Here is a 25,437-nt window from a genome sequence, read left to right as displayed (position 1 = left end):
CTCCTACGGTATAATGCGGTCATAATGATGTTACGAGGGAGTGGGGATCATGATTAAACCGCCAAAGTTGCAAGTGGGGGATACGATAGGGATCATTACGCCTTCTTTTCCGGCACCTGTTCAGTTTGAGGGGCGTTACCAACATGGGGTTGAACAGCTCAAGCGGATGGGATTCAAGGTGAAAGAGGGCACGTGTACATATAAAACAGAAGGATATCGGTCCTCGTCCATTCGGGATCGTGCTGACGAACTAAACGCATTTTTACATGATCCTGAAGTGAAAGCGATCATCAGTACAATTGGTGGAACAAATTCGAACTCGGTGTTACCATATATCGATTATGAACAACTCCGACGTCATCCTAAAATCATCATGGGATATAGTGATGTCACGGCAATCTTGATGGCCTGTTATGCCAAAACGGACGTCGTCACATTTTACGGTCCGGCAATCGTCCCCTCATTCGGTGAATACGGAGGGATGTTCGAGACGGGGGAGCAATATGTCAAAGACATTCTCTGTTTAGAACGAACGGCTCCGTTTCAGTTACATATCCCTGATGAATGGACGGAAGAGATGCTCGATTGGTCGACGCAACAACGTGTCAAGACGTTCCAACCGAATGAAGGATGGATTTCTCTGAAGGATGGAAAGGCACAAGGAACGTTGATTGGCGGGAATCTGAACACGATGTCTGGGTTCTTCAAGTCGGATTATTATCCCGATTTGAAAGGCGCGATTCTATTTCTAGAAGACTCGTTTAAGACGATGGCTGAAGAAGAACGTTCGCTTAGTATGCTGAAGCTGGCGGGTGTGTTTGATGAGATTTCGGGTCTGATTATCGGGAAGCATGAGCATTTTCAAGATCAATCAGCTCCCTTCTCATTCAACGACTTGTTGCTTGAAATCATCGGAGAAAAAGATTTTCCGATTTTGACGAATGTCGATATCGGGCACACGTTTCCATCACACGTCTTCCCGATTGGGATTCAAGTTGAGTTGGATGCAACTAATAGGGTTATCCGATTTTTAGAAGATGGGGTGTCGGAATGAAGGAGCACCTCACTATTTTTGACGAGAATTACCGGAAAATAGGGGAGAAGGAGCGAAATCAAGTTCATGTTGACGGGGATTGGCATGAGACGTTCCACTGCTGGTTCTGGAAAGAAGACCTCATCTATCTTCAGCGGAGGAGCATGGAGAAACAGGATTTTCCCGGGAAATATGATATTACGGCAGCGGGACACCTCGCAACAGATGAGACAATAGCGAATGGCGTTCGTGAAATTGAAGAAGAGCTCGGACTGTCATTGACGTTCGAACAGCTCACCTTTATGGGAATCTTTGAAGACGTGATTGAACTGGACGAGTTTCTTGATCGCGAGTTTGCACATACGTATTGCTATCTCTATCAAGGTGAGCCGATTCATTTTGACGACCAGGAAGTGATGGATGTCGTAGCTGTTCAAAGAAATGAACTGAGGTCGCTGACAGAAGGATGCATGTGTACGATTGAAGGATGCTCTCTTATGACGAATCATCTTGTTGAAATCACGCAAGCCGATTTAGTTCCGCATCGTCAGACTTACTGGCAAAACATATTTGAGAGTTTGACACGAATGGATGCTTTAAATCGTTAAAGAAAGAATACGCTGTTCGCCGATCGGTCCACCGATTCGACGTCCGGTATCGCTCCACCCAACGCTCATATAAAGGCAGAAGGCGGCTTCGTTTTTCAGATTGACCGACAGGACGATTTCACGAATGTGAGGGAAATGTTGCTTTACGAACTGCGGAAGTGCTTGGAGTGCCGCTTTAGCGTAGCCTTTCCCTTGGTCCTCATAGTTAATGGCAAAGGCGGAGAAGAGCAAAGCATTCGACTCGGTCGTATAGGAAGTGACGCGTTCGTTGTCATGCAGTAAGAACATCCCGACTGGTTTCGACGCGACGATGACAATCGGATAAATGCGATCGGGCAATGGGTCATCCATGTCTTTGGGCAGGGTCGTATACTTTTCTTGGTCCGTCGGTAGTGCGAACGTATTGAGAATCGATTGATGCGTATCATTTCGATATTCGAGCGTAATTTTCATAAGGAGTCTCCTTCGGGCTTTATTGATTTTCATTCAGAAAGGGGAATTATATGTCGACACAGTTTACATACCGTCAAAATCCACCATTACAAGATTTATACCGCGCGTTCATGAGCGGTTTTTCTGATTATATTATTCCGTTTCAATTTGATGAGCAGACGTTCGAAGATGTTTTTCTTGTTCGTGATCAAAATCAGCCGTCCCGTTCCATTGTAGCCTATGATGGTGAAGAACCTGTCGGTGTCGTGTTAACCGGGATTGCACATCTTGATTCAGGACGGCAGACACGTTGTGGTGGGCTTGCTGTCGCCCCACATGTCCGAAAAGCAGGAGTCGCGACCGAATTGATGAAACGATTTGAAGAGGCGGCAGTAGGCACTCGTTTACTCGAAGTCATTCAAGGCAATGATGCGGCAGTGTCTCTCTATGAACGACTAGGTTACGAAACGACTCGAGAAATCCTCTACTTCCAAGCGGTGTCATTAGAAACGAACGCAGACATGACGTCTGAACCGATTCAAACGTTATTTGATGAGTTGTATCCGGCGGCGAGTCACGTTCCGATTTGGCAACGCGATGTGCGCGTGACCCAACAAACTGCTGAGTTAGTGAAAGTCGTAGAAGGGAATCGAATAGGATTTTTGTTATACCGCGATCACGTCTTGCTCGATGTTTTTGGACAAGCAGAAGAAGCGAAATGGCTATTGCGGGCGGCCGCGAGCCGATCGCCACTTCATGTCACGTTGACATCAGACCGTCCTGAATGGGTCGAAGCGGCACGACGATTGGGATTTGTCCAAGACGAGATTGCCCAATTTGAAATGGTGAAGGACGCTTGATGAAGCGGTTGTTGGTCATCTGTATCATTACGCTGATTAGTGGAAATACCGCGACCCTGATTGCGCTGACAACAAATCTTTCACCCGACCTGTCGCGAGGTATACTAGCAGTTAGTGTGAGTGTAACACTCCTTTCCATCGGTGGTATCGTCTGGGTGGGATACTATACAAAAAAACGCTAGTGAAATCCTTGTGAAGTGACACTTGAAAATATCACATCATGCTGTCATGTATGACATGAAAATGAAAAACTTCATATATTGAAATTTTTAACCCCCAGTGGTATATTCGCACATGTAGCTTTTTTGAAGCTCATGAATGTATCAATTTGGAGGGTTTATTATATATATGTGGAAACAACTCATCATGACAGCGGGTGTTGGTGTTCTCTTATTTCAAGGACAAACCGCATCTGCCGACAACATGTCCCCGCAAGACCTCGTTCAAACGGAAAAGTCATTGCAACAAACGGAGCAGCAGGTTAAAGATACGAAACAATCCATTCACGCCATTCAAACGAAGTTGAAGCAAGTCGACCATAAGGCGGAGGCATTGCGAGATAAAATTGAAGGAACTTCTAAAGAATTAGAAGAAGTGGAAGAGTCACTCATTCCTGCAGAACAGTCGCTCTTCGCAAAAGTCGTTTCTTCGGTGTTGCCGAGTGCGAAAGCGGAAGCCGCTGAAGCGGAAGAAGCACATCAAGAGCTTGTTGAAAAGAAAAACCAAGCAAATGAAGCATTGAAGCAACTGAAAGAAGAACAAGAGCAAATTGAAGCGACACGTCAAGACGTGAAAGCGTCATATGACGAAAAGTCGAAACAATATAAGAAACAAACGAATCAGTTGAGTGATTTAAAGAAACGGTATGAAGCGATGGCCCCCGATCGGTTCTTAATGCCGGCGGAAGGTCGCCTCTCTCAAGGGTTCGGTTCGGCGAGTGGACAGTTCGGATACACATTCCATAACGGTCTCGATATTGCTGCCAAAACAGGTACACCTGTATACGCCGCGGAAGCTGGAAAAGTGACAAAAGTCAGCTCCAGTGGACCTTATGGAAACCACATACAAATCGAACACAACGTAGACGGTCAAAAATGGACGACCGTGTATGCACACTTGCACAAAGTGGATGTCAAGACAGGTCAGTCAGTACGCCAAGGCGAACCGATCGGTCAAATCGGAAACACGGGCAACTCGTCAGGTCCGCACTTACACTTTGAGATTCATAAAGGGGACTACAATTTCTCGGCTAGTTCAGCTGGGAATGCCGTCGACCCGATGAAACTGGCAGAGCGCCTCGGTGGTGCTTCTCCGGTAAAAGCCACGTTTTAAGCAGACAGATGCCCTGAGCCTCTCGAATGAGGTCAGGGCATTTTTTACTGTTCGCGCGTCGGATCGTGGTTGCCTTCGCTGTCGGCAATCGTATCTGAGCTTCCGTAGTCTTCTACTTGGGAGAAGGCGTCCGTTTTTTGACCAGGTTGATCCGTTCCGTCTAACTCTTTGCGTCGAGCTGTCTCATTAGGGTTCAACACGTCTTCTTCGACCGGTCGATCGACTTCATGCGCGTGTTCTTCCTCTTCTTGTGCCCGAGCGTGTTCGATGCAAAGGGTGGCTTCTGGAATGACTTCCAAACGGTCTAGTTCAATGTCTTTCCCACACACCTCACATTGTCCATACGTCCCATTCTGAATGGCTAATAGCGCCTTATCGACGTCACTCAAGAACTCTTCATCGAGCTCATTAAGGGCTTGGTCTCGTTCCCGTAAAAAGAGCTCTTCGCCCGAGTCGGCAGGGTGGTTGTCGTAATGAGAGAGCTCTCCTTCATCATATGTCTCTTCCCGATTATCCATGTATCCTTCGGTTTTTGCTTTTTCTTTCAATAATCGTTTTTTAAACGTTTCGATTTGTTCTTCAGTCAACATATCCATTCACTCTCCAGTTCTCAAGTCATTAATATAAGGTTTCCCATTTTATTTGTGTACAAACCATTTGAAGTGGAATCCCTCATGTCGAGCGATGTTTAGAAAGGGTATGATGAGAATAAAGAGTTCTTTTAAAAAAGGAGGAACAAATCATGAGAAAAGTCGAAGTAGTGAAATACAATCCGGAATGGAATCAAAAGTTTGAAGAAGAGGCTGGTAAATTGAGTCGGTTATTCGAAGAGGAACTTGTCGCGATCCATCACATTGGAAGTACATCGGTCGAAGGATTGGCGGCAAAACCAATCATCGACATGATGCCGGTCGTACGGGACATCGAACGAGTCGATGACTACACGGAGCGGATGGAGGCACTCGGGTACCGTGGACTTGGTGAATATGGGATTCCGAAACGTCGCTATTTCCGTAAAGGAGAAGGAGAAGAAGAACGGACGGTTCACGTGCATGTGTTTGAAGAAGGGAATCCGGATGTCATAAGACACCTTGCCTTCCGGGATTACTTGCGAGCTTATCCTGATGTTCGCGATGCGTATGGTGAGCTGAAGCTTCAACTTGCGGCACAGCATCCAGAAGACATGGAAGGATACATTCAAGGAAAGCATGACTGGATCATCGAGACGGAACGGTTGGCGACGAAGTGGTATAAAGAAAATCAAGACGCGTGAAACCTTTTTATGGAAATGGTCGTATAATACATCAAACCTTAAAAGGGGAGATGTCGTATGAAACGATTTCTCGGGAAATGTGTAGAATATTCTCTGGCCGCGCTTGTCTTCATCGGTCTGTTCTTTATCCTCCGTGTGATTGCCGGAGACTCGGACAAAGGATATATGTTGACATTGCTCGGTACATTTTTTCTCGTCTTACCTAGTTCGCTCTTGATTGGTTACTTTTTGGCTCGTCCGCTTCAACGTCGCCTAAATGGGAAAGGAACGGAGGCTTCGAGTGAGCATACGTTGCGCGGAACTGAAAAACCGCACGGGGTAAACGAAGATCGAAACCATTCAAACTATACCGGATGATGGAGATCACATTTACCCCTACGACCGATGCCCGCCTCATCGCACGGTTGAATCGTTCCATCCATGAGCATCACGTCCATATAAATCCGACCTTTTTTGCGGAGTATGAGGAAGGGAAGATGTATGAAGCCTTTTCCACGCTGATTGGAAGACCCGGTCATCACTATATGGTGATGCAGCTTGAAGCAACTCCAATCGGTTACATATGGTTCGAAGAGAAAGTGGGTGAGGCGAACGCGTTTCGTCAAGCTGTTCGCGTGGTGTATGTTCATCACATCAGTATCGACCCCATGTATCAACGGAACGGTTACGGTCGACGTGTGATGGAATGGATGGAGCAATGGGCGCTTGACCACCAATTCAAATCGATTGAACTAGATTACTGGATGAACAATACGGATGCTGCTTCGTTTTATAGCGAAATCGGGTTCACCCCAAAACGTCAGATTGTCATGAAAAAATTGGAGGAATAACATGATGGAACTAATCACAATTGTATTAGGAATTCTAGGAGTACTGTCGTTAGGTTGGTTCTTTTATAGTTACTGGCTCGGATATAAGGGGGGCAATATCGTCATGACCCTCGATGAGCACTATACAAAACTAGAAGAGTACGTACCTGCTATCTTGTCGAAACTATACGAAGATGGAAAGAGCGCTCACTATCTTGGCGACCGCAAGTTTGAAGTGGAGGGCAAGCGTTACGTTCTCGTCGAACGGACCGTACCGATTGGTCATGTTCCGACACAACAGACGGTGTTACAACCGGATCGATCATAATCAGAAAAGGGAGCTCTCAAGTCGAGAGACTCCCTTTGTTTATTTGACGGCTGGGGGACCGAACCCGCCGCTATTATAATCGCGGAAAGCTTGGCGGATTTCTTCTTCCGTGTTCATCACGAATGGACCATGCGCAATATAGTCTTCGCGAATCGGTTTTCCGGAATAGATGAGCACCCGTGTACGCGTCGTGGCCTTCAGTTGAAGTGTGCTCATCGCTTCAGATGTTTCATCGAACGTCAGTGTCGCCACATCAGTTTTACTGAGCGGAATTTTGGAAGACCCAACTTCAATTGAACCAGCGAGTACGTACAAAAAGCTGTTATGATTCGCAGGCAAGATGTGTTCGTATTCGCTACCTTCTTTCAGCGTTATTTCTGTCATCGTGATGGGGACGAGACTTTCCATCGGCCCTTTTACACCCGCAATTTCGCCGGAATAGACACGAAGCTGTCCGCCGTCGAAACGAACGAGGGGTGCGTCCTCGACGTATACGTTCTGATAGGAAGTGGTTGTCGTTTTTAACGACTTCGGCAAATTCAACCAGAGCTGCAGCGTATGGATCAAATCATCGTCAACCGCTTCTTCGGCGTGTCTAGCGGCCCATCCGGCGTTCATATACTGAACATCACCGGCGTCCAAAATCGAATGTCCCCCATGATTATCAATATGTTCTAGACGACCATCGATGACATACGTGATTGTTTGAAACCCACGATGGGGATGGTCCGAAAACGTCCCACGCTTGAACCAGTCTTCTGCCATCAAAATAAATGGATCGAACTCCTCTTTTTGTTCTGGAGGTAACACCCAGCCCTGTTGCACATGGGGATATCCGTTTTGTCGATAGGATACGCGCCAATGATGGTTCACGTCACGTATAAATGGATTTGTCACAAAGATTCACTCCTTTCCCTTCCTATCTTCCCAAAAAATGTGTCTCATCGTACTATATTTGCTTCATGAATATGCAAAAAGACAGACGCATTCGCATCTGTCAGATTAAGTGTTTTGTTCAAACAGGTTATACCACTTGATGGCATCCTCACGTAGTAGCTTAAAATGGGCGCCTGTCTCTGAATTGGTCACGTACACATCTGCACCATCATAGCTAACATCAAACGTTTGGGCGCATATCCCTTGAAATAGGGTCACATAAGGTGTGGAAGCGGTCTTGCCTGCATAGGCGGTCGCGTTAGCTCGTTTGATGGCGCCAAAAATAAATTCCATTTCATCTTGACCGACATGTTGTAGGAAGGAGGCATCTTTTGATTCCGTTCCAAGGAGTGCCAAGTCATGAAAAATGACATGACGTTGACTACTTAATTTGTCGTGAATTTGTTCACTCAATTCTTTTCCATACAACAACTTGGGTTCATGATACGTCAAGGAGACGTTCTGACGATGGGCCGTTCCGTTTTTCATGAACGTAAAACTGTAGAGTGGATACTCGTGACCCGGTACAAGAACCGAAGGGAGTTGCGGAGCTGTTTTGGCTCCGAACATTTGTGAAATATGCGCTTCTTTCGGTCGCAATACTTCTTGATAGTCATTTTGATCTCGGCTCGTATAAATCGCGTATTGTAACACCTCATCAGACTTTTCTGTCCCGAGCCCGAGTGACAAATAGGGATGCCGTGTTGATTCGACAGGAATGACGAGGCGGTCTTTGGCTTCGGACGATGTAAAGGTCAGTTCAAATTCACCACTGAAAGGCATCGTGATATGGAAAAGTGTATGCTCGATCCCTTTTCTTTCTGGATAGGGCTCATTACCTATCGGCTTTTTCATCTCTTGTGCGAAATGCTCATATTCATGGGGCTCAGCAAATCGGAATTTCGGAACATCCGGATAAGGTTCGGCCGTATATTGAACATCGTTTAAACTTTCAGGAAGCGTGTTAATTTCGGTGGCATATGTGACGGAATCGAGTTGACATTGGACATATGATTTATTTTCGACAGTGAAAAAAGTTGCGGTTGGAAAAGAAGATTCGGTGGCGGCATCAGTCAACGGTTGGTTCAATGTGACCGTCCCGAGCCAATGTCTTTCACCACTTGGAATTCTTTGAATCGCGTTGTCAGGCTGACATAACTCGATAATCGCTGCACGATCCGATTCGGGCATTTCAATTTGTTGTCCGTTTGGTAACAGGGCACGTCCTTGATAATATTCAGGAGCGGGTTGGAGTCGGAGTGCGCGTTCTTCCTCGCATCCGAATAAGAAAAACAGGATGACGAGGGTACTGAAAATCAGGTACTTTTTCACATCGGTACTCTCCTTCGATGAATCACTTTCACCATTCTAGCACCAATTTTTTGTGACTTTAGTCTTAGGAAAATTAATTTGTTATTTCGAAAAAAAATCAAAAAAACCGTCCAACTTGAACTGGACGGGGGATAAAACCATTTATGACTTATTTTTACTTTTTAACTTTTTTTGTATGTCGATTTTTGACGAAAAAACGTTGATATTACGAGACATTGAAAAAAGCCGATTATTCTTCTAAATCATCACTTTATAATTCAGTGGGATTTATTTGATGAAGTTTCCTTCAATCAACATCTCGACCGCGTGCCGCCTTCAAAATTTCGAACCATTCTTCACGAGTGAGGTCGACTTGAAGGGCGTCGACTCCTGTCTGAACGCGCTCAATTTTTCCGGATCCGATGATCGGCATGATGTTCGCAGGGTGTTTGACGAGCCATGCATACACAATCGAGTCAATTCCGCTTGCATTGTGACGTGCACGAATTTCCTCGAGTTTTTCACGAAGGGGTGCATACTGTTCATCTTTGAAGAGTTGACCACCGGCTAGTGGACTCCAAGCCATAAGTGGCATTCGTTTTTCGTGACACAAATCGACCGATCCATCCTCAAAATGCTTCAATTGCATCGGAGAGAGTTCGAGTTGATTCGTCACAAGTTGGAATGGAAGGCGAGATTGAAGCAAATTCTGGGTAGCCGGAACATGGTTAGATACACCGAACTCACGTACTTTACCACTATCGCGCAAGATGATGAAGGCTTCGGCCACTTCATCCGGATTCATCAGCGGATCTGGACGGTGGATGAGTAATGTATCAATGTGGTCAATTGCCAACTCTTTTAACGAACGCTCTGCTTGCGCGATGATATGCTCTTTTGTCGTATCGTAATAATTGAGTGTTTGACCTGGGTTAAATGACCCCGTCAATTTAATTCCTGTCTTTGTGACGATCTCCATTTGGTCTCGGAGTTCAGGCTTTAACTTTAAGGCTTCTCCAAATAAACCTTCACATGTGTAACCCCCATAAATGTCTGCATGGTCGAATGTCGTGATTCCAAGCTCGAGACATTGTTCGATAAACGTGAGGCGTTCCTGTGGGGTCATGTCCCAATCAGCGAGCCGCCACATCCCATGGACGATGCGTGAGAATGATAATTCTTCTGTCAAAGCGATACGTTGCATAATAACTCCTCCTTGGTTGTCAGTCGCTCTTCATTATACGTCTTACGAGAATGGACGTCACTTGTCACCTACTCAAGCAGTTTTGGCGTCAAATGAGCTTGTATGCGCTATGATGAGAGGGAAGAGAAATAGGAAAGAGGCGTGACAGATGAGTGACTATGAACAATATGCGGACGTCACCTTCGAACAGGTGGGTGACTCGTTTCAGGTAGCCTCGATGCACCCAGATCTTCGTTTACATGGGATTGGACGAAGTGCGGCCGTGTTTCGTTTAAAGGAAAAGGATCGTGTCATTAAAGTGTTCTTTCCAGGTTATGAACAAATCGCAACCGAAGAGGCAGCGATCTATGAAAAACTTAAGGGACTCCCTTACTTTCCGAAGTGCTATGAGTCTGGTCCGTCATATTTAGTGATGGATTACATCGAAGGAAAGACGCTGTTTGAGTGTCTGACGGAAGGCGTCTGGATTGACCCTTCTTACATCGAGGTAGTGGATGAAGCGCTTCGACAGGCACGTTTATTAGGACTGACACCATCGGATGTCCACTTGCGTAATATCATTTTGACGCCAAACGGACAGATATTCTTGATTGATTTGGCACGCTTCAGACAAGGGCAACAAATCGATCATCAGTGGGAAGACTTGAAACGAATGTATCGATTGTATCGCTATCGTTTCATGCCGAAAAAATATGACGAGACATTACTGAATCGAATCGCTTACTTGTATCGCAGGTTCGTGAACGATCCGGATTCTTGAGCCGGGTCGTTTTTCTTTTGCCGATTAGGGAACAGGAGTAACGTGTCCGAAATTGCAGAAGAGAAGAAACGAAAGGGGAATGATGTATGGCTCATCGTATCTATGCGAACGAACTCGAAATGCTCCACGAATGTGTGGAAACGTGCAACTATTGTCTGGAATCTTGTTTAGAAGAAAAAGATGTACAGATGATGGTTGATTGTATCCGACTGGATCGGGAATGTGCCGCTGCCTGTGCGTTTCTTGCGGAAGCGATGACGCGTGATTCGGCATTCGTTCCTGAACTCGCGCGAGCGTGTGCAGTCATCTGTAAAGCATGCGCACAGGAGTGCGGGAAACATAAGCACGCACATTGCCAGGAATGCGCAAGAGTTTGTACAGAATGCGCCTCAATGTGTGACCGCTTGGCCGCATGATTTGAGTGACCGGTTGATGGGACCGGTCACTTTTTTCGTGTCTTTTGAAGAGGGGATTCGTATAATGAAAAAAACGAAAAGGTGGTATGGGGATGATTCGCAATTGTCGACGAGATGATCTTCAAATGATTTTACATATTTACAATGATGCGATTGTAAACAGTACGGCCGTCTATCACTATCAACCGGTGACACTCGAGAATCGAGTGGCATGGTATGAGGAGAAGAAAGAGCAAGATTGTCCAATCATCGTATGGGTAGAGGATGACGTCGTCATGGGGTTTGCGACGTTCGGTCCGTTTCGTCCGTGGCCAGCGTACCATTATACGGTTGAACATTCTGTATACGTGCATCCCGGTTACCGCGGGAAAGGCATTGGCAACAAACTGTTAAAAGAAATCATCCGTATCGCCGAAGTGAGAGGAATGAAAACGGTGATTGGTGGAATTGACGCATCGAACGTGACGAGTATCCTTGCGCATGAAAAAGTTGGATTCGTTCATTCCGGTACGATTCGAAATGCCGGATATAAATTCGGCAAATGGCTCGATTTATCGTTTTATCAACTTGATTTAGAAGGTCCTGCATCGCCTACCGAAGAGTGAACGGTCTAGAAAGATGGAGCCACCATACGATATACTGGAACGAGTGAATCGAATGGAGGAAATAGAATGACTGAGTACCCGAATTGCCCAAAATGCCAATCATCTTATGTGTACGAGGATGGTCCGTTGCTTGTATGCCCAGAATGTGCCTATGAATGGTCACCGAGTGAGGCGGCAGAAGCAGAAGCAGCGTCACAAATTAAAGATGCGAACGGAAACCCGCTTCAAGACGGAGACACTGTCACCGTGATCAAGGATTTGAAAGTGAAAGGAACCTCGCTTGTCGTCAAACAAGGAACGAAAGTGAAGGGGATTCGACTCGTGGAAGGTGACCATGATATCGACTGTAAAATCGAGGGACTTGGTGCGATGAAACTGAAGTCGGAGTTCGTGAAGAAAATTTAACTTAAAGTCAGACTGTTGACGAATGGGGGAGTGAAATGCGACCTCATTCGTCTTTTTTGTAAATTGTGGCTCAGGATAATATATAAGCGTATTCAAAATATAAAGGAGGGAGAACATGTTTTGGAAGAAAATGATTACCTTCCTCAGTGTGATTTCGTTATCTATATTAATGGGATGTGGTCAACAAGAAAGAGAGCTAGTGGTTGGCAATTATACTGATGAACAAACGATTGTGTACGATGAAAATAGGGTGACGGATGAAGAAAAGATTAAGGACTTCAAAACGATGATTGAAACGAGTTCAATCACAAATGAACGTCCAGAAGGGCTTCCTCAATATGTAGTGACCATCAATAATCCAGCTGAATCCACGATGGAATTGATGGTGAACTTTTGGGTAAGTGACAACAACAAGTTCATTTTTTCAAAAGGGATAGAAAGTCGCGAATATTTTAAAGTTGATGAAGAACACATCAAGGATGTAAATGAACTCTTAGAATGATTGAAATGGTGAAAAATGGTATATGTTTCGTGTAGATATGAGATGATTGTGAAGGCATTCTAAATCGAAAAAGAGGGGGATGGTATGTCGTGGGACAACGATTTATATTGAAGTCGAAACAGCATATGAGTGGCGGGATTATTAAAATTGTCGTGGATCAGTATACGGGCGTGCATTACATCATGACTAGTGGATTAGGATTGAGTGGAATGACGCCGCTCTTAGATGAACATGGAAAAGTCGTGATTGAGAAGCCGAAATCACCTTCGTGAGAAAATCGAATGAAGAAACAAAAAAACCAGGCCGACAAGCCTGGTTTTGTATTGATTGTATTAAGAGAAGAACGGTTTGTACTCGCGACGTTCATGCATGATGGACACCCATTGAAGCGTCGTGAACTCTTCGAGTACCCATTCACCGTTGAAGCGTCCGAGACCAGAGTTTTTCTCGCCTCCGAACGGCATGTGCGGTTCATCGTTGACCGACTGATCGTTGACGTGAATCATGCCAGTTTCGACTTTTCGTGCAAAATTGGTTGCACGGTAAACCGAGCCATGAACGGCACCGCTCAATCCGTACGGTAATTCGTTCGAAAGACGAACAGCCTCTTCGTCATCTTTAAACGAAAGGATGACCGCGACCGGACCGAATATTTCGTTTTTCGCGAGCGGCATGTCATTCGTGACGCCACTGAGGACGGTCGGTTCGAGGACGTTGCCGTCCGCTGTCCCGCCAGTATGAACGGTCGCACCGGCATCAACCGTTTTCTCGATTTGGTCTAAGATGCGATCGACTTGATCGTGGTCGATGAGCGGGCCGACTTGCGTATCTTTTTCATTCGGGTTACCTGCTTTCAACTGTTTAACGCGCTCGACATAACGCTCCACGAACTCGTCATGAATCGATTCGGCGACGAGGATTCGGTTCGTCGACATACAGATTTGTCCTTGGTGGAAGAACTTGCTGTAGACGGCTGATTCGACGGCACGATCGAGGTCGGCATCATCGAGCACGACGAACACATTATTTCCCCCGAGTTCAAGTGCTGTTTTCTTCAACAAACGACCTGCCTTTTCCGCAATCCCTTGACCGACCTCGGTCGAACCTGTGAACGAGATGAGACGTGGAATCGGATGTTCAACGATTGCGTCCCCGATTTCAGACCCTCGTCCAACGACAACGTTGAGCACACCTTTTGGAAGTCCTGCTTCTTCGAAGAGGGATGCGAATAGGAGACCACCCGTTACCGGTGTCGCTGTGGCCGGTTTGACGACGACCGTATTCCCGGTCGCAAGAGCCGTCACGATTGAACGGACAGCCAAGTGGAATGGGAAGTTCCACGGGCTGATGATGCCGATGACACCAAGTGGTTTGCGATATACGCGGTTCTCTTTATTCGGAACGATCGAAGGTTTGATGAGCCCGTCCATACGGAAAGGGAACGTCGCGGCTTCTTTGATGATAGCCATCGATGCGGCGAACTCACTCTCTGCTTTGATGCGTGTACTACCGGACTCTTTCACGAGCCAATCGACGATAAAGTCTTTGTTGTCCATCGTCAGCTGGGCAAACTTCTCAATCAATTCACGGCGTGCTTGTGGAAGCATATCGGCCCAGTCCGTCTGAGACGCTTTTGCTGCTTCATAAGCACGATTCAAGTCCTCTTCATCCGCTGATTGAATCGAGAAGAGAGTCTCGTTCGAGAATGGATTAACGTTGTCGATCGACTTCTCGCTTGAGCCATTTACCCAATCGCCATTGATGTACATGTTCGTAAAATCTGTATGCATATTTGAACACTCCTTTATTTTTCTTCACCATAAGAAGTATTCACTTGTTTTAGAAAAATAAACATATCAATGTTTTGGATTTGGTAAACTTGAATCAAGTAAATTCAACAAATTTAGGAGCAGACGATGAAAACTTGCTGTGTGAGTTTATTCCTCTTCGTGCCTTGGGCATTTTTTGTGGCGGCAATGGATTATGTTTGGGGTTTTCCATTTGGATATTTAATTGTACCGATTGTCATTTGGTGGGGAACGAAGCAATCTTTGAGACATTTGCGAATACGCTTTGTATTAGCTTCCTTGCTTGGATCATATGGTGTGTCGGTTTATTTTGCCTACTTGTTTGAGAACGATTGGGGATACTTCTTCAAGCCGTTAAATCTTATGGGGATTGTTCATATGTGGTCGGTCGTGATATTGATTGGGACACTCGTGATTCTGATTAATCATGGGGGTCAAAAATCAAACGAGTCATCTAATAGACATTGAGAGGGGGGATGCATGATATCTCCCTTTTTTGATGTTCGTTTCTACTTCCTGTACAGTTAAGACGAAGAGAGGGGTTAGAAAGAGATATGAAACGTTATGAAGCGATTTTATTTGATATTGATGACACACTACTAGACTTTAAACAAAGTGAACATGTCGCCTTGGAACAGTTACTTGCATCCTTCAACGTGCGGATGACAGATGAGGTGAAGTCGCGGTATGTCGACATTAATAGCGGCCTATGGCGCGCATTTGAGCGCGGCGAAGTAGATCGTGAAGAAGTACTCATCGGTCGTCACACGAAACTGTTTGATTCGCTCGGACTCACGGTGGACGGTCCGCAGGTCGAACAGCAGTATCGGGACTACTTACATGCAGGCGTACACATGATTGAAGGCGCGTTAGAGATTGTCCAAACGCTGAGCGCGCACTATCCACTCTATATCGTCACAAACGGTGTGACAGAGACGCAATTCAAACGGCTAGAGTCATCGGGACTATTGCCGTACTTCCAAGCCGTCTTCGTATCGGATGCGACCGGCTCGCAAAAACCGATGAAACCGTTCTTTGACTACGTCTTCGACCGAATCCCGAATGTAGAGCCAGAGAAGGGCTTAATCATCGGCGACTCAGTCACGGCAGACATCGCCGGTGGGCGGATGTATGGTTTGGATACTTGCTGGTTCAATCCAAACGAAGTGGCCGCGACCATCGAGTCAACGTATGAGATTCGACATTTAAACGAGTTGAAATCGCTACTCTAAGTTCAAGCTGGATTGAGTGAATGAGTTGGCAAACGGTTCGGGAGTTGAGCGAGTATTTCCGGATAAAGCGTGACGTCTTGTAGACGGTCAAGCTTTATCCAACGATAAATCAGGTGATCTCCTTCAGGTCCATAAAAGTCTCCGTCTTGGAGCGGGAGGTCACCGTCTACATAAAAGTACAGTCCAATCTCATGAAACGGCTGATTGTTGTACGTAAATAAGTTCTCGTGCACGAAAGCGAACGTGGTATCAGTCACGTGCATGTTCAACTCTTCATGTAGCTCGCGTGCGAGGGCGGTTGCGGCTTCTTCACCGAGCGTGACGCGCCCCCCGGGTAATGCCCAAAAGTCATCTCGGATGTTTCGGTGAATCAATAAGTGACCGTCTTTCACAAAAATACCAGCAACGCGGTAATTGAAGACACCGTGTTCAGTAGGAAATACGAGATCCATCTATATCACTTCCAATCATTGTAATCTGTTCTAGTATACCTGAAGGAGGGATCATATGTTTCAACCACATACGCAATATCGAGATGAAGATTTTCGTGACGTGACACTCCGTGACGAAGTGTTGTCACACGTCACGTTCGAGAACTGTCGCTTCACATACGTTGATGCGACGGAACTACAGACGGAACGCTGTCAATTCATCAACTGCGACTTCACGGATTCAAAATGGAATGCGTCCCGTCATGTCGGGAGTTCATTTTTGAACTGTCAATTCCATGGTGCCAATTTGTTCACGAGTGAGTTTGAGCAATGTAAAATGACGGGGTCTTCCTTTGAGGAGAGTCAGTTTGAGGGCGTCCGTGTAACGGAAGGGGATTGGTCATTCGTCAACCTTCGTCACGTGTCGCTCAAGAAGATGGATTGGTCCCACGTTCGTTTGGTCGAGGCGGACCTGTATGGAACGGACTTGACCGAGACGGTCTGGCATCAGGCGGACTTGTCACGGGCGACACTTCAACATGCGGTGTGCCGTGGCGCCGACTTCAGAGGAGCACTTGTCGACGGGGTTGATTTTTCGAACGTGACGTTACAACAAACAAAACTAGACGCGATGCAGGCGATTCAAGTCGCGCGCTCATTGGGGGCGATTGTAGAATGAAACCAGAACAAATCATTGAACAGTTGATTGCGTTCGCAAAAGAACGTGAGCACATTCGAACGGTCGTCTTGAACGGCTCACTCGTCAATCCGAACATCCGACCAGACCCGTACCAGGATGTGGACCTTGCCTTTTATGTGGAAGACGTCCGAGCGGTTGCGGCCGATCGCTCATGGATTGACACATGTGGAGAGGTCTTGATCATGCAGACACCTGAAACGGCTGATTCCGGACGACACGTAACGTTTTTAGTGCAATATGTAGACGGACATCGGATTGATTTGACGATTCGGAGTGTGGATCAACTTGAAACCATGCTCGAAGCCGACTCGCTCAGTCAAATTATCTTCGACCGAGACCGTCATCCAGTCGTCACGCCGTCTGACACGTCGTATCGCGTGAAACGTCCGTCTGCCGATGAATATGCCGCATGTTGGAATGAGTTTTGGTGGGTATCGCTCTATGTCATCAAAGGAATCAAGCGGCATCAAGTGTTATACGCGCTCGACCATCTCGATATCATGCGGAATATGCTCCGTCAGATGATGAAGTGGAACATCGGATATGCGACGGAATTCTCAGTAAATCTCGGGAAGTCCGGTGACGGGATCCGCGACCATTTGCCAGAAGAGTTATGGGAGATGCTCACGGCAACATACGCTTCAGCTGAGTTGAGTGCCATTGAAGATACACATGATCGATTACAATCACTCTTCTTCTTTTGCGCGCAACGCGTCGCCGAACAAGGCGATTTCGTGTTCCGAGAAGAAGAAGCAAGACGTGTTCGTTCCGCATGTGCAACACTTCGACATTCAAACGATTAATGACGGCGAGAGCCGGGAAACGCTCCTTATAGAGAAAGGAGCGTTTTTTCATGAATCCATACACGACATTTATTGCCCTACTTGTTGGAAGTCTGGTCCTCTTTGTCGGCATTCGTTTAAAGAAATGGCCGATTATTTTGGTTGCGATGCTTCCCCTTGGTCTCGTGGCATTTAATATGTTTTTACTCATCACGGGGCGATAGGAAGATTTTCACTTGTCTTTTTGATAAATCGATTTGATGAAGAAGGCACTCGGTAACAAAATACCGATGGCGCCTTCGATGATAGCGAATAATCGGGTTAAACCGACCGGTAACAAATCACCAAAGCCAATCGAAAGTAAAGTGACACCGCTAAAATACAATAAATTTTCCCAAGTCGGTTCGACGGCATTCATGGATTCGAGTGAAGTCACGAGAATGACTGAATCACGAGACAGTGCATAATAAATCAATGTGAATCCTAACATGACACCGAATAGGCTGACGAACAACTGAGTGAACAATCTTCCATCAAATCCTGTTTGCTTGTACGTTCGACGTTTGAAAAACCAAAATACGTTCAAACTGATGAACAGTAAGGCAATCGTCAATAAAATGGTATTCAATCTCTACACATCCTTTTCAGTACGAACAGAGTCACTTACCCATTCCCGTAACGAAGAATAGGAAACGGAATCAGAAAAGGTTTGCAATTGATGAAAAGATTGATAGAATGTGGTCGAAGACGACTGAATTTCATAATGTTTGCCACTAGGGGAGTCGCGTCACGCGGCTGAGATGGACATGGTCCAGACCCTTCGAACCTGATCTAGTTCACGCTAGCGTAGGGAAGTGGGCGAGACGACTCATATGGCTTCACCTAGATATGATTGTTCGAGACGCCGCTTCCGTTATGGGAGGCGGCGTCTTTTTTATCAGTTTATAAGGGGGAGTTATTATGAAATTTACAGATCACTTACGTCAAGAAGCGGATGGATTGTTTGAAGCAAGCTTTCATCACCCATTTGTTCGTTCACTCGGAGAAGGGACGCTCGATGAGAAGAAATTCAGACATTACGTCATGCAAGACTCATACTATTTGAATCAGTTTTCAAAAGTGCAGGCCAAAGGGGCAACCCTCGCTCCGACGATGGAACTATCGAGCCGCTTTTTGACGCATGCGCTACACACGATTGAGGCGGAACTCTCCCTTCATCGAGAGTTCTTTACGATGCTCAACGTGACGGATGTCGAATTGGCGACATTTGAGCCAGCACCGACCGCTTATGCATATGCCCTTCATATGCAACAGGCAGGACCGACTCTCGGGGACGTATTGGCGTCAATCCTTCCGTGTTATTGGGTGTATTACGAGATTGGGGAACGTCTTAAAGACAAGCGTCCTGATCATCCGATTTATTCAGCTTGGATTGCGACGTATGGTTCGGAGTGGTTCCGTGAGCTGGTGGAAGAGCAAATTGATCGTTTGGATGAACTGGCTGGTCAAGCGACAGAAGAAGAGCGCGTGCGCTATACGAAACTATTTTTGAAGAGTTGCTATTACGAAGTCGCTTTTTGGGAAATGGCTTGGACGCTTGAGTCGTGGTCATTGTCGCAGGAGGTCAACCAATGAGACATGAGATTTGGAATGAGATTCGACAGCAGGCGCCATTGATTCACAATATCACGAACACGGTCGTGGCGAACTTTTCGGCGAATGGATTGCTCGCCATCGGCGCCTCTCCTGTCATGGCGGATGCAATCGAAGAAGTAGCGGAGATGACATTCGTGAGCGATGCGCTCGTACTTAACATCGGTACACTTGGAACGATGACGGAAGCGACGATGATTCGCGCAGGTCAGGCTGCGAACGAAGCGGGATGCCCGATTATACTCGACCCGGTCGGTGTCGGAGCGACGTCATTTCGACGAGATGTGGTCGAACGCATTTTGCGTAATGTTCGTGTATCGGTCATTCGAGGGAATGCAGGAGAGATTGCGACATTGATTGGCGTCGATTGGGCGGCTCGTGGTGTCGATGCTGGTGACGGTGCATGCGAGCCTCGACAATTGGCGCTTGAAGCAGCGAGACGATACGGATGTGTCGTGGCCGTGACAGGAAAAGAAGATATGGTAAGCGACGGGAACGTCGTTATGGAAATACATGGCGGGACGAAACGCATGACCGAGACGACCGGTACGGGATGTTTACTCAGTGCAGTGGTCGGGGCTTGCTTAGCAGTCGAAAAGAATGCCCTTAAAGCGACGGTGACCGCCATGTCAGGTTATGCCTACTGCGGTGAGTTGGCGAGTGAACGAGCGGAAGGACCTGGAGACTTCGCGATTCACTTTGTAAATGCTCTTCATCAATTAGCACAGCATACCATCCCGACGAATCGAATTGAGGTGTCGACATCATGAGACCTCAAGTGTTGACGATTGCAGGATCTGACTCAGGAGGAGGGGCCGGTATTCAAGCCGATCTTAAAACGTTTCAAGAACTCGGTGTATTCGGGACGAGCGTGTTGACTGCGATTACAGCCCAGAACACACTTGGGGTCCATGGGATTGAAGCGATTTCCACGGAAATGATTAACCAACAAATTGAAGCGGTAGCGGATGATTTTAACATCACCGCTTGTAAAACCGGGATGTTGGTGGACGCTGAACGAATTGAAGCGGTAGCGAAGGGGCTCGAACGATATCATTTCGAACATGTAGTAGTCGATCCTGTCATGGTGGCGAAAGGTGGCGCTTCCTTGCTACAGGAAAGTGCAGTCGAAGCACTGCGCACGAAGCTGCTACCACAGGCGACCATCGTGACCCCAAATATTCCTGAAGCAGAAGTGCTGGCAGGAATGGAAATTCGAACCGAGGCAGACCGCATGAAAGCCGCACAGGCGATTCGAGCACTTGGTGTCGATACCGTCATTATCAAAGGTGGGCATACGGATGATGTGGAGGCCGTTGATTTGATTATGAGCGAGACTGAAACGTTCTGTGTAAAAGCGCCTAGAATCCAAACGAAAGATACGCACGGGACGGGATGTACGTTCTCTGCCGCATTGACGGCCGAACTAGCGTATGGGAAGACACTACGCCAAGCCGTCGTAGATGCGAAGCAGTTTATTCATCAGGCGATTGCACATGGATTATCGATTGGACAGGGGCATGGACCGACGAATCATTGGGGACATCGTTTAGCGAAAGAAGAGGTGATTACCGTTGACGTTCTGTACGAAACAAGCGCTCGCTAAGCAGCTTCGCCTTTACTTTGTGTGTGGAACGACGGACGCGTCCGATTTGGTGGCGACCGTCAAAACGGCACTTCGATGTGGTGTGACATGTTTTCAATTTCGCGAAAAAGGTAAAGATGCATTGTATGGAGATAAAAAAGAAGCGATGGCAAGGACGCTCCAACGTCTGTGTCGAGAAACGGGTGTTCCGTTCATCATCAACGACGACGTCGACTTGGCGCTCGCGATTGACGCGGATGGCATTCACGTCGGACAAGACGACTTACCTGCCAAACAGGTTCGAGAACGGCTAGGACCAGATAAATGGTTGGGGGTGTCTGTCCATACGATGGAGGAAGTCAGAACGGCTCTTCCATTTGCAGATTATGTCGGCATTGGTCCGATTCATGAGACGCAAAGTAAACTGGATGCAGGACATGTGCGTGGTACGGAACTGATTCAACAAGTTCGCCGACATCACCCACTGCTTCCGATTGTGGGGATCGGGGGCATTCGTCCAGAGCATGTTCCTGCTATTATGGCTGACGGGGCTGACGGTGTTGCCGTCATCTCTGCCATCGCTTCTGCACCGGATGTAGCAACGGCTACCCGGCGTTTCGCTTGTCTCTGAATTCATTTTTGAGGAGGAAGACAGATGAACGTATTTGTAATCGGTGCAAACGGTCAAATTGGCCATCAATTGGTGGAGAAGTTACACAAGGAAGGAAAGCATCACGTCACGGCGATGGTGCGTAAAGAAAAACAACTCGAGGATTTTAAGTCAAAAGGGTACAATGCGGTACTCGGTGACCTCGAAGGTTCAGTAGATGATTTGCAAAAAGCGATTGATGGAATGGATGTTATCGTATTCGCGGCAGGTTCTGGTGGAAGTACTGGAGCAGACAAGACACTCTTGATCGACCTAGACGGTGCAGCGAAGAGTATCGAAGCAGCACAAGCGAACGGGAACATCAAACACTTCGTCATGGTCAGTGCCTTGAAAGCGGAGGATCGCTCAGCTTGGCCAGATTCGATGAAGCCGTACTACGTAGCGAAGCATCATGCAGATCGTTTACTCGAACAGAGTGGACTCACGTACACGATTGTTCGTCCGGGTGCATTGACAGATGATGCGGGAACGGGCAAAGTGAACACGAAATTCGAGGGAAGTGGAGAGATTCCACGCGAAGACGTCGCATCATTCTTGGTGCATGTCCTTCATAACCATTCAAACGTGCAGAACAAAGCAATTGATTTGATCAAAGGGGATACCCCAATCGAAGAAACGCTATAAGTGTGTGACATCAAAAACGGGATGAGAAAACCATCCCGTTTTTTGTCGCGTTAAAGAGGGAAAAGAACGCAGGATAACGAAATAGAAGAATACGAACAGGTGAGGAGGTTCCGCATGACCGAGATGTTCATTTATCTGGCGGTCTATTTGTTGCCGTCATTTTTACTTGGCTTTTTAGCACTCGATGTCTTTCAACGAAATCCGAATAAAGTCGAGCATCGTTTGCTGAGCCTGTTTGTGTTCGGTTATTCGATGCTCTTCTTGGCTGAATTTGTCCGCCATCTATCGCCGATTGAATACAGTCCGGCACTCATTGCCTATTGGTTTGGGAATGCTGGGATTTTCATTTTTATCTTCTCTGTTCATTTCATATTAAGTATCACAGGCGTCGGCGCAAAGGCACCGAAGTGGTTGTATCCATGGGTCGTCTATTTACCATTGATTCCTGTTGTGTTGACGTATGTCCGTCAGGAGAATATCATCAACAGTCAACAGTTTGAACAAGTAGGCATTTGGATTTATCCTGAGTTCAACTCATCGTATTTAACTACGTTGACCGTCGGAAACATTTTTCATCTATTGATTATTGGTCTCATTTTTTATGCATTGAAGCGTGCGGAACGAAGAGAACACCAACGCGTATTGCGCATGCTTTTTTGGACTGCAAATGCCGTACTAATATGGGATATTGTATTCGGCTACTTTCAATTTCGTGGGTTGATCCCGCCCTATTCATACATGTATGGGGGGCTTGTTTGGGCGGTAGCATTGGTCGTTGCGATGAATCGTTTAGACTTCTTAACCTCTTATGTAAAACGATATGGGACACTTTATAATTTAAATCCATCCGCCATCTTGTTGATTGACCCGGATGGGAGGGTGGAAAGTGCGAATCCGGCCGCACGCACGCTATTTCATACTGTCCGTGTCGTGAATGAACGGTTTATCGATTTGTTGCCAGAAAAGAAAAAAGCAGAGTGGATGGAACACTACAGCCAACATTTTCGGACACGTAAAAAGTTTATAGAGTTCGAAACGAAGATTATGACAAAGTCTGGGCAAGAGCTTTACGTCGTCATCGATGGTGATTTTGTCGATATCGACCGCACGATTCACGGGATGATTATCATTCGGGATGTCCACTCGTTTAAAGAGGCCGAGCAAACAATCCGATTCTTTGCCTATCATGACCCACTGACGAAGCTGGCGAACCGACGTGCATTTTATGAACGCGCAGACCAGGCGTTGCTTAGTTCCTCGATGCTGTCTTTATTGATTATTGATTTGGACGGTTTTAAAGCAGTCAATGATACGTACGGTCACCAGATTGGAGATTATTTCTTAACTCATTTGGGTGGATTGCTGGAAGCGTCGACACGAGACGTTGGCTTGGCCTCTCGTGTTGGCGGGGATGAGTTTTATATTTATTTAGTGGATTTAACAGAATCGGAAGTGCTTGCATTTATTCACGAACTTCAGATGACGTTAAATCAAAACCCTTACCACACGTCCGATGTGACGATTCCGATCCGTGCGAGTATTGGGGTCAGTCATGCTCCCGACCAAGGAACAAATTTAGACACGTTGATCCATAAAGCGGATCAGGCGATGTATCAGATCAAGCAAGATGGAAAAAATGATTACGCCATCTATGACGAGGCGTTACATGGTCCGAAATAAAGGGAAAATAGTAGTGTTTGATTATGGAGAGGAGGATGCAACATGTCAGAAAGACCATTAGTAACGATGCGCGCCGAAGGAGAAGCCGGAGGCGTTAAGACGACTGTGCGTGTAGGCGATCACACCCCATTTATCGTGGATGAGCCAGAACGACTCGGTGGGACGAACAAGGGACCGAATCCACTCGAGTATCTTCTCGGTGCCCAGTCGTCCTGTACGACCATCATGATTGCCTATGCCGCCCAGGATTTGAACTTTGAGTATGAAGGGGTCGAGTTTGTAACAGAAGGGACGCTCGATCCTCGAGGATTCCAAGGGATGGAAGGTGTCCGAACTTACTTTGAGTCGACACATATGAAAATCGTATTGGATACGACCGAATCAGATGAGCGAATCGAAGTATTAAGGAAGGCTGTCGAGGCACGTTGTCCAATTCATAATCTCATGCATGCAGCAGACGTAGCGATTACGGCAGAATGGACTCGAAAATAAGGATGAGGGCAACCTCATCTTTTTTACATAGAAATCGTGAAAAGAGTACGGAGGGAAGACGAATGCATCACCGACCGATGACGCGTGAATGGGCATGTCAAATTCAAGAATGGACCTATGGAGCTCCTTATGACTTCTATAATCAATCGCCTTCTGAAGAGGGAATCGCCGAGTTGATGACGTATCAGGTGATTGTAGAGGAGCATGAGCTGATTGGATTTTATTGCATCGGTTCCCCGGCTCAAGTGCCCAATTCGACATATCCGTATTGTTTAGAATTTACGGATATCGGGTTGGGGATGCGACCCGATTTGACGGGGAAAGGACATGGCCGATTGTTTGTGACGTACGTCATGGAGAGAGCGATGGAACGGGGCAAACCGCTTCGTTTGACCGTCGCCGCTTTTAACGAACGAGCGATTCATCTATACGATACGGTCGGATTTCGCACCATCACATCATTCGAGCGGAATGGTACCCCGTTTAAAGTGATGGTGCGCGATTAACCATATTGTTTTTGATGTGCCTTTTTACGTCGTAAATAATCCTCATCGGCACGAAGTTGATCCCAATACGTTTTGAAGATGCGAGCAGACTCTGCCTTCTCTTCGTCGATTTCGCGCTCATGGAGGTCACCGTCTTCTTTATATTTACGACCGCCTTTATAATTGGCATAGCGTCGGGCCCGCGTGTAGCCCATCTGGATGAACTTTCGGGCCATGTCCATCCCGACGAAATCGTCATTCGCGCGATACGCTTCAAACAATTCCATAATTTCTTCAGCAGATTGCTTCGCAATCTCGGGCGTCTTGAATCGCCAATGTGGCAAAATCTCACTTTTATACGGTTCGACGAGTAGTACGCCTTGTTCGCCACGCCCGACCCGATACAATTCGGGTTGTTGTCGGAAGTCGATTTCATCGAAGTTTAAGTCATAATCAAATGGCATGTTCATTCCTCCTCGCC

General features: G+C 46.6%; 35 protein-coding genes and 1 riboswitch. Of the genes, 26 read left to right on the top strand and 9 right to left on the bottom strand.

All coding sequences use genetic code 11. From position 1 onward, the window contains the following. Positions 1–49 precede the first annotated feature (49 nt). Entirely contained in the window at positions 50–1,054 is a 1,005-nt protein-coding gene (locus tag GVY43_RS10290; RefSeq protein ID WP_159563117.1) for a S66 peptidase family protein, read from the top strand. Then, positions 1,051–1,641 carry an NUDIX domain-containing protein gene (locus tag GVY43_RS10285; protein WP_159563116.1) on the top strand — a complete coding sequence of 197 codons (591 nt, stop codon included), beginning with the start codon at positions 1,051–1,053 and terminating at the stop codon, positions 1,639–1,641. The genes GVY43_RS10290 and GVY43_RS10285 overlap by 4 nt, the downstream gene beginning before the upstream one ends. On the opposite strand, the gene GVY43_RS10280 is transcribed toward GVY43_RS10285, so the two are convergent. After that, positions 1,630–2,094 (bottom strand): GNAT family N-acetyltransferase, encoded by a 465-nt coding sequence (locus tag GVY43_RS10280; RefSeq protein ID WP_159563115.1) that lies wholly within the window; start codon positions 2,092–2,094, stop codon positions 1,630–1,632. The two genes, GVY43_RS10285 and GVY43_RS10280, sit on opposite strands and share 12 nt — an antisense overlap. Before the next feature lie 50 nt (positions 2,095–2,144). On the opposite strand from GVY43_RS10280, the gene GVY43_RS10275 reads away from it, so the two are divergent. Both GVY43_RS10275 and GVY43_RS10270 read left to right on the top strand, forming a co-directional pair. After that, a complete protein-coding gene (locus GVY43_RS10275; RefSeq protein WP_159563114.1) occupies positions 2,145–2,933 on the top strand; it encodes a GNAT family N-acetyltransferase in 789 nt (262 codons plus the stop codon). 348 nt (positions 2,934–3,281) lie between these two features. Further along, positions 3,282–4,265, top strand: a complete 984-nt coding sequence (locus GVY43_RS10270; protein ID WP_159563113.1) for a M23 family metallopeptidase — start codon at positions 3,282–3,284, stop codon at positions 4,263–4,265. Between the two features lie 44 nt (positions 4,266–4,309). Here the strand turns inward: GVY43_RS10270 and GVY43_RS10265 are convergent, their stop codons facing one another. Next, positions 4,310–4,855 (bottom strand): TraR/DksA C4-type zinc finger protein, encoded by a 546-nt coding sequence (locus GVY43_RS10265; RefSeq protein ID WP_078147954.1) that lies wholly within the window; start codon positions 4,853–4,855, stop codon positions 4,310–4,312. A gap of 152 nt (positions 4,856–5,007) precedes the next feature. On the opposite strand from GVY43_RS10265, the gene GVY43_RS10260 reads away from it, so the two are divergent. Genes GVY43_RS10260 through GVY43_RS10245 form a run of 4 tightly spaced genes read left to right on the top strand, consistent with a single transcriptional unit; the run spans position 5,008 to position 6,675 of the window. Next, positions 5,008–5,538 carry a GrpB family protein gene (locus GVY43_RS10260; RefSeq protein WP_159563112.1) on the top strand — a complete coding sequence of 177 codons (531 nt, stop codon included), beginning with the start codon at positions 5,008–5,010 and terminating at the stop codon, positions 5,536–5,538. 57 nt (positions 5,539–5,595) lie between these two features. Continuing rightward, positions 5,596–5,895, top strand: coding sequence for a hypothetical protein (locus tag GVY43_RS10255; RefSeq protein WP_159563111.1), 300 nt, complete (start codon positions 5,596–5,598; stop codon positions 5,893–5,895). Beyond that, the gene (locus tag GVY43_RS10250; protein WP_159563110.1) at positions 5,895–6,368 is read left to right on the top strand and encodes a GNAT family N-acetyltransferase; all 474 of its coding nucleotides are present in this window, start codon (positions 5,895–5,897) and stop codon (positions 6,366–6,368) included. The genes GVY43_RS10255 and GVY43_RS10250 overlap by 1 nt, the downstream gene beginning before the upstream one ends. A gap of 4 nt (positions 6,369–6,372) precedes the next feature. Next, positions 6,373–6,675 (top strand): hypothetical protein, encoded by a 303-nt coding sequence (locus tag GVY43_RS10245; RefSeq protein ID WP_159563109.1) that lies wholly within the window; start codon positions 6,373–6,375, stop codon positions 6,673–6,675. Between the two features lie 39 nt (positions 6,676–6,714). Here GVY43_RS10245 and GVY43_RS10240 read toward each other — a convergent pair whose 3' ends face one another. From GVY43_RS10240 to GVY43_RS10230, 3 genes are all read right to left on the bottom strand, one after another. Further along, on the bottom strand, positions 6,715–7,572 hold the full coding sequence (locus GVY43_RS10240; protein WP_159563108.1) for a pirin family protein: 858 nt from the start codon (positions 7,570–7,572) through the stop codon (positions 6,715–6,717). A gap of 105 nt (positions 7,573–7,677) precedes the next feature. Then, entirely contained in the window at positions 7,678–8,943 is a 1,266-nt protein-coding gene (locus GVY43_RS10235; protein ID WP_159563107.1) for a hypothetical protein, read from the bottom strand. A gap of 286 nt (positions 8,944–9,229) precedes the next feature. Then, a complete protein-coding gene (locus tag GVY43_RS10230) occupies positions 9,230–10,126 on the bottom strand; it encodes an aldo/keto reductase family oxidoreductase (RefSeq protein ID WP_159563106.1) in 897 nt (298 codons plus the stop codon). 148 nt (positions 10,127–10,274) lie between these two features. Between GVY43_RS10230 and GVY43_RS10225 the strand changes: the two genes are divergently transcribed. From GVY43_RS10225 to GVY43_RS10200, 6 genes are all read left to right on the top strand, one after another. Further along, positions 10,275–10,886, top strand: coding sequence for a protein kinase family protein (locus GVY43_RS10225; protein ID WP_159563105.1), 612 nt, complete (start codon positions 10,275–10,277; stop codon positions 10,884–10,886). Positions 10,887–10,972: 86 nt separating this feature from the next. After that, the gene (locus GVY43_RS10220; protein WP_012727586.1) at positions 10,973–11,302 is read left to right on the top strand and encodes a four-helix bundle copper-binding protein; all 330 of its coding nucleotides are present in this window, start codon (positions 10,973–10,975) and stop codon (positions 11,300–11,302) included. Positions 11,303–11,394: 92 nt separating this feature from the next. Then, positions 11,395–11,907, top strand: a complete 513-nt coding sequence (locus tag GVY43_RS10215; protein WP_159563104.1) for a GNAT family N-acetyltransferase — start codon at positions 11,395–11,397, stop codon at positions 11,905–11,907. A 66-nt stretch (positions 11,908–11,973) separates the two neighbouring features. Then, on the top strand, positions 11,974–12,312 hold the full coding sequence (locus tag GVY43_RS10210) for a zinc ribbon domain-containing protein YjdM (protein ID WP_031421951.1): 339 nt from the start codon (positions 11,974–11,976) through the stop codon (positions 12,310–12,312). A 115-nt stretch (positions 12,313–12,427) separates the two neighbouring features. Next, the gene (locus GVY43_RS10205) at positions 12,428–12,814 is read left to right on the top strand and encodes a hypothetical protein (RefSeq protein ID WP_159563103.1); all 387 of its coding nucleotides are present in this window, start codon (positions 12,428–12,430) and stop codon (positions 12,812–12,814) included. An 89-nt stretch (positions 12,815–12,903) separates the two neighbouring features. Then, positions 12,904–13,086 carry a DUF6440 family protein gene (locus GVY43_RS10200; RefSeq protein ID WP_159563102.1) on the top strand — a complete coding sequence of 61 codons (183 nt, stop codon included), beginning with the start codon at positions 12,904–12,906 and terminating at the stop codon, positions 13,084–13,086. A gap of 60 nt (positions 13,087–13,146) precedes the next feature. On the opposite strand, the gene GVY43_RS10195 is transcribed toward GVY43_RS10200, so the two are convergent. Continuing rightward, positions 13,147–14,604, bottom strand: coding sequence for an aldehyde dehydrogenase family protein (locus tag GVY43_RS10195; RefSeq protein ID WP_159563101.1), 1,458 nt, complete (start codon positions 14,602–14,604; stop codon positions 13,147–13,149). Positions 14,605–15,176: 572 nt separating this feature from the next. Between GVY43_RS10195 and GVY43_RS10190 the strand changes: the two genes are divergently transcribed. Further along, positions 15,177–15,854: a YjjG family noncanonical pyrimidine nucleotidase gene (locus GVY43_RS10190; protein ID WP_159563100.1), complete on the top strand. Its 678-nt coding sequence runs from the start codon at positions 15,177–15,179 to the stop codon at positions 15,852–15,854. Positions 15,855–15,856: 2 nt separating this feature from the next. Here the strand turns inward: GVY43_RS10190 and GVY43_RS10185 are convergent, their stop codons facing one another. Beyond that, entirely contained in the window at positions 15,857–16,306 is a 450-nt protein-coding gene (locus GVY43_RS10185; RefSeq protein WP_074035444.1) for an NUDIX hydrolase, read from the bottom strand. A gap of 55 nt (positions 16,307–16,361) precedes the next feature. Between GVY43_RS10185 and GVY43_RS10180 the strand changes: the two genes are divergently transcribed. The 3 genes from GVY43_RS10180 to GVY43_RS15990 are packed head-to-tail and all read left to right on the top strand — an operon-like array spanning position 16,362 to position 17,991. Next, positions 16,362–16,964 carry a pentapeptide repeat-containing protein gene (locus tag GVY43_RS10180; protein ID WP_159563099.1) on the top strand — a complete coding sequence of 201 codons (603 nt, stop codon included), beginning with the start codon at positions 16,362–16,364 and terminating at the stop codon, positions 16,962–16,964. Then, complete coding sequence (locus tag GVY43_RS10175; RefSeq protein WP_159563098.1) at positions 16,961–17,788, top strand: aminoglycoside 6-adenylyltransferase; 828 nt, start codon at positions 16,961–16,963, stop codon at positions 17,786–17,788. Before GVY43_RS10180 ends, GVY43_RS10175 begins: the two co-directional genes overlap by 4 nt. A gap of 50 nt (positions 17,789–17,838) precedes the next feature. Further along, on the top strand, positions 17,839–17,991 hold the full coding sequence (locus GVY43_RS15990) for a hypothetical protein (protein WP_012727577.1): 153 nt from the start codon (positions 17,839–17,841) through the stop codon (positions 17,989–17,991). 8 nt (positions 17,992–17,999) lie between these two features. Here GVY43_RS15990 and GVY43_RS10170 read toward each other — a convergent pair whose 3' ends face one another. Further along, positions 18,000–18,395 (bottom strand): ion channel, encoded by a 396-nt coding sequence (locus GVY43_RS10170; protein WP_159563097.1) that lies wholly within the window; start codon positions 18,393–18,395, stop codon positions 18,000–18,002. 137 nt (positions 18,396–18,532) lie between these two features. Further along, positions 18,533–18,637: riboswitch (TPP riboswitch) on the top strand. A gap of 90 nt (positions 18,638–18,727) precedes the next feature. On the opposite strand from GVY43_RS10170, the gene tenA reads away from it, so the two are divergent. The 8 genes from tenA (at position 18,728) to GVY43_RS10130 (ending at position 24,977) form a co-directional block, all read left to right on the top strand. After that, complete coding sequence (tenA, locus tag GVY43_RS10165; protein WP_159563096.1) at positions 18,728–19,402, top strand: thiaminase II; 675 nt, start codon at positions 18,728–18,730, stop codon at positions 19,400–19,402. After that, on the top strand, positions 19,399–20,190 hold the full coding sequence (gene thiM, locus GVY43_RS10160; RefSeq protein ID WP_159563095.1) for a hydroxyethylthiazole kinase: 792 nt from the start codon (positions 19,399–19,401) through the stop codon (positions 20,188–20,190). The genes tenA and thiM overlap by 4 nt, the downstream gene beginning before the upstream one ends. Continuing rightward, complete coding sequence (thiD, locus tag GVY43_RS10155) at positions 20,187–21,026, top strand: bifunctional hydroxymethylpyrimidine kinase/phosphomethylpyrimidine kinase (RefSeq protein WP_159563094.1); 840 nt, start codon at positions 20,187–20,189, stop codon at positions 21,024–21,026. Before thiM ends, thiD begins: the two co-directional genes overlap by 4 nt. Further along, positions 20,995–21,636: a thiamine phosphate synthase gene (gene thiE / locus GVY43_RS10150; protein ID WP_159563093.1), complete on the top strand. Its 642-nt coding sequence runs from the start codon at positions 20,995–20,997 to the stop codon at positions 21,634–21,636. Before thiD ends, thiE begins: the two co-directional genes overlap by 32 nt. Before the next feature lie 24 nt (positions 21,637–21,660). After that, positions 21,661–22,299, top strand: a complete 639-nt coding sequence (locus tag GVY43_RS10145; RefSeq protein WP_159563092.1) for an SDR family oxidoreductase — start codon at positions 21,661–21,663, stop codon at positions 22,297–22,299. Positions 22,300–22,413: 114 nt separating this feature from the next. Next, positions 22,414–23,979, top strand: coding sequence for a sensor domain-containing diguanylate cyclase (locus GVY43_RS10140; protein WP_159563091.1), 1,566 nt, complete (start codon positions 22,414–22,416; stop codon positions 23,977–23,979). 42 nt (positions 23,980–24,021) lie between these two features. After that, complete coding sequence (locus tag GVY43_RS10135; RefSeq protein WP_159563090.1) at positions 24,022–24,471, top strand: OsmC family protein; 450 nt, start codon at positions 24,022–24,024, stop codon at positions 24,469–24,471. Between the two features lie 62 nt (positions 24,472–24,533). Beyond that, positions 24,534–24,977, top strand: coding sequence for a GNAT family N-acetyltransferase (locus GVY43_RS10130; protein WP_159563089.1), 444 nt, complete (start codon positions 24,534–24,536; stop codon positions 24,975–24,977). Here the strand turns inward: GVY43_RS10130 and GVY43_RS10125 are convergent. Next, positions 24,974–25,420: a DUF4385 domain-containing protein gene (locus tag GVY43_RS10125; protein WP_074035462.1), complete on the bottom strand. Its 447-nt coding sequence runs from the start codon at positions 25,418–25,420 to the stop codon at positions 24,974–24,976. The two genes, GVY43_RS10130 and GVY43_RS10125, sit on opposite strands and share 4 nt — an antisense overlap. Positions 25,421–25,437 lie beyond the last annotated feature (17 nt).

The organism is Exiguobacterium sp. 8H (genome assembly GCF_902506255.1).
Taxonomy (GTDB): Bacteria; Bacillota; Bacilli; order Exiguobacteriales; family Exiguobacteriaceae; genus Exiguobacterium; species Exiguobacterium profundum.
This window is presented reverse-complemented; position numbering and strand designations above follow the sequence as displayed.

What these genes read in the sequence shown, in the direction of transcription:
- GVY43_RS10145 (WP_159563092.1), top strand. Translation starts at nt 21,661, where the DNA reads ATGAACGTATTTGTAATCGGTGCAAACGGTCAAATTGGCCATCAATTG.
- GVY43_RS10140 (WP_159563091.1), top strand. Translation starts at nt 22,414, where the DNA reads ATGACCGAGATGTTCATTTATCTGGCGGTCTATTTGTTGCCGTCATTT.
- GVY43_RS10255 (WP_159563111.1), top strand. Translation starts at nt 5,596, where the DNA reads ATGAAACGATTTCTCGGGAAATGTGTAGAATATTCTCTGGCCGCGCTT.
- GVY43_RS10290 (WP_159563117.1), top strand. Translation starts at nt 50, where the DNA reads ATGATTAAACCGCCAAAGTTGCAAGTGGGGGATACGATAGGGATCATT.
- GVY43_RS10275 (WP_159563114.1), top strand. Translation starts at nt 2,145, where the DNA reads ATGTCGACACAGTTTACATACCGTCAAAATCCACCATTACAAGATTTA.
- thiM (WP_159563095.1), top strand. Translation starts at nt 19,399, where the DNA reads ATGAGACATGAGATTTGGAATGAGATTCGACAGCAGGCGCCATTGATT.
- GVY43_RS10185 (WP_074035444.1), bottom strand. Translation starts at nt 16,306, where the DNA reads ATGGATCTCGTATTTCCTACTGAACACGGTGTCTTCAATTACCGCGTT.
- thiD (WP_159563094.1), top strand. Translation starts at nt 20,187, where the DNA reads ATGAGACCTCAAGTGTTGACGATTGCAGGATCTGACTCAGGAGGAGGG.
- GVY43_RS10280 (WP_159563115.1), bottom strand. Translation starts at nt 2,094, where the DNA reads ATGAAAATTACGCTCGAATATCGAAATGATACGCATCAATCGATTCTC.
- GVY43_RS10130 (WP_159563089.1), top strand. Translation starts at nt 24,534, where the DNA reads ATGCATCACCGACCGATGACGCGTGAATGGGCATGTCAAATTCAAGAA.
- GVY43_RS10270 (WP_159563113.1), top strand. Translation starts at nt 3,282, where the DNA reads ATGTGGAAACAACTCATCATGACAGCGGGTGTTGGTGTTCTCTTATTT.
- GVY43_RS10210 (WP_031421951.1), top strand. Translation starts at nt 11,974, where the DNA reads ATGACTGAGTACCCGAATTGCCCAAAATGCCAATCATCTTATGTGTAC.
- GVY43_RS10190 (WP_159563100.1), top strand. Translation starts at nt 15,177, where the DNA reads ATGAAACGTTATGAAGCGATTTTATTTGATATTGATGACACACTACTA.
- GVY43_RS10230 (WP_159563106.1), bottom strand. Translation starts at nt 10,126, where the DNA reads ATGCAACGTATCGCTTTGACAGAAGAATTATCATTCTCACGCATCGTC.
- GVY43_RS10220 (WP_012727586.1), top strand. Translation starts at nt 10,973, where the DNA reads ATGGCTCATCGTATCTATGCGAACGAACTCGAAATGCTCCACGAATGT.
- GVY43_RS10175 (WP_159563098.1), top strand. Translation starts at nt 16,961, where the DNA reads ATGAAACCAGAACAAATCATTGAACAGTTGATTGCGTTCGCAAAAGAA.
- GVY43_RS10195 (WP_159563101.1), bottom strand. Translation starts at nt 14,604, where the DNA reads ATGCATACAGATTTTACGAACATGTACATCAATGGCGATTGGGTAAAT.
- GVY43_RS10125 (WP_074035462.1), bottom strand. Translation starts at nt 25,420, where the DNA reads ATGCCATTTGATTATGACTTAAACTTCGATGAAATCGACTTCCGACAA.
- GVY43_RS15990 (WP_012727577.1), top strand. Translation starts at nt 17,839, where the DNA reads ATGAATCCATACACGACATTTATTGCCCTACTTGTTGGAAGTCTGGTC.
- GVY43_RS10245 (WP_159563109.1), top strand. Translation starts at nt 6,373, where the DNA reads ATGGAACTAATCACAATTGTATTAGGAATTCTAGGAGTACTGTCGTTA.
- GVY43_RS10135 (WP_159563090.1), top strand. Translation starts at nt 24,022, where the DNA reads ATGTCAGAAAGACCATTAGTAACGATGCGCGCCGAAGGAGAAGCCGGA.
- GVY43_RS10225 (WP_159563105.1), top strand. Translation starts at nt 10,275, where the DNA reads ATGAGTGACTATGAACAATATGCGGACGTCACCTTCGAACAGGTGGGT.
- tenA (WP_159563096.1), top strand. Translation starts at nt 18,728, where the DNA reads ATGAAATTTACAGATCACTTACGTCAAGAAGCGGATGGATTGTTTGAA.
- GVY43_RS10180 (WP_159563099.1), top strand. Translation starts at nt 16,362, where the DNA reads ATGTTTCAACCACATACGCAATATCGAGATGAAGATTTTCGTGACGTG.
- GVY43_RS10285 (WP_159563116.1), top strand. Translation starts at nt 1,051, where the DNA reads ATGAAGGAGCACCTCACTATTTTTGACGAGAATTACCGGAAAATAGGG.
- GVY43_RS10215 (WP_159563104.1), top strand. Translation starts at nt 11,395, where the DNA reads ATGATTCGCAATTGTCGACGAGATGATCTTCAAATGATTTTACATATT.
- GVY43_RS10265 (WP_078147954.1), bottom strand. Translation starts at nt 4,855, where the DNA reads ATGTTGACTGAAGAACAAATCGAAACGTTTAAAAAACGATTATTGAAA.
- GVY43_RS10260 (WP_159563112.1), top strand. Translation starts at nt 5,008, where the DNA reads ATGAGAAAAGTCGAAGTAGTGAAATACAATCCGGAATGGAATCAAAAG.
- GVY43_RS10250 (WP_159563110.1), top strand. Translation starts at nt 5,895, where the DNA reads ATGGAGATCACATTTACCCCTACGACCGATGCCCGCCTCATCGCACGG.
- GVY43_RS10205 (WP_159563103.1), top strand. Translation starts at nt 12,428, where the DNA reads ATGTTTTGGAAGAAAATGATTACCTTCCTCAGTGTGATTTCGTTATCT.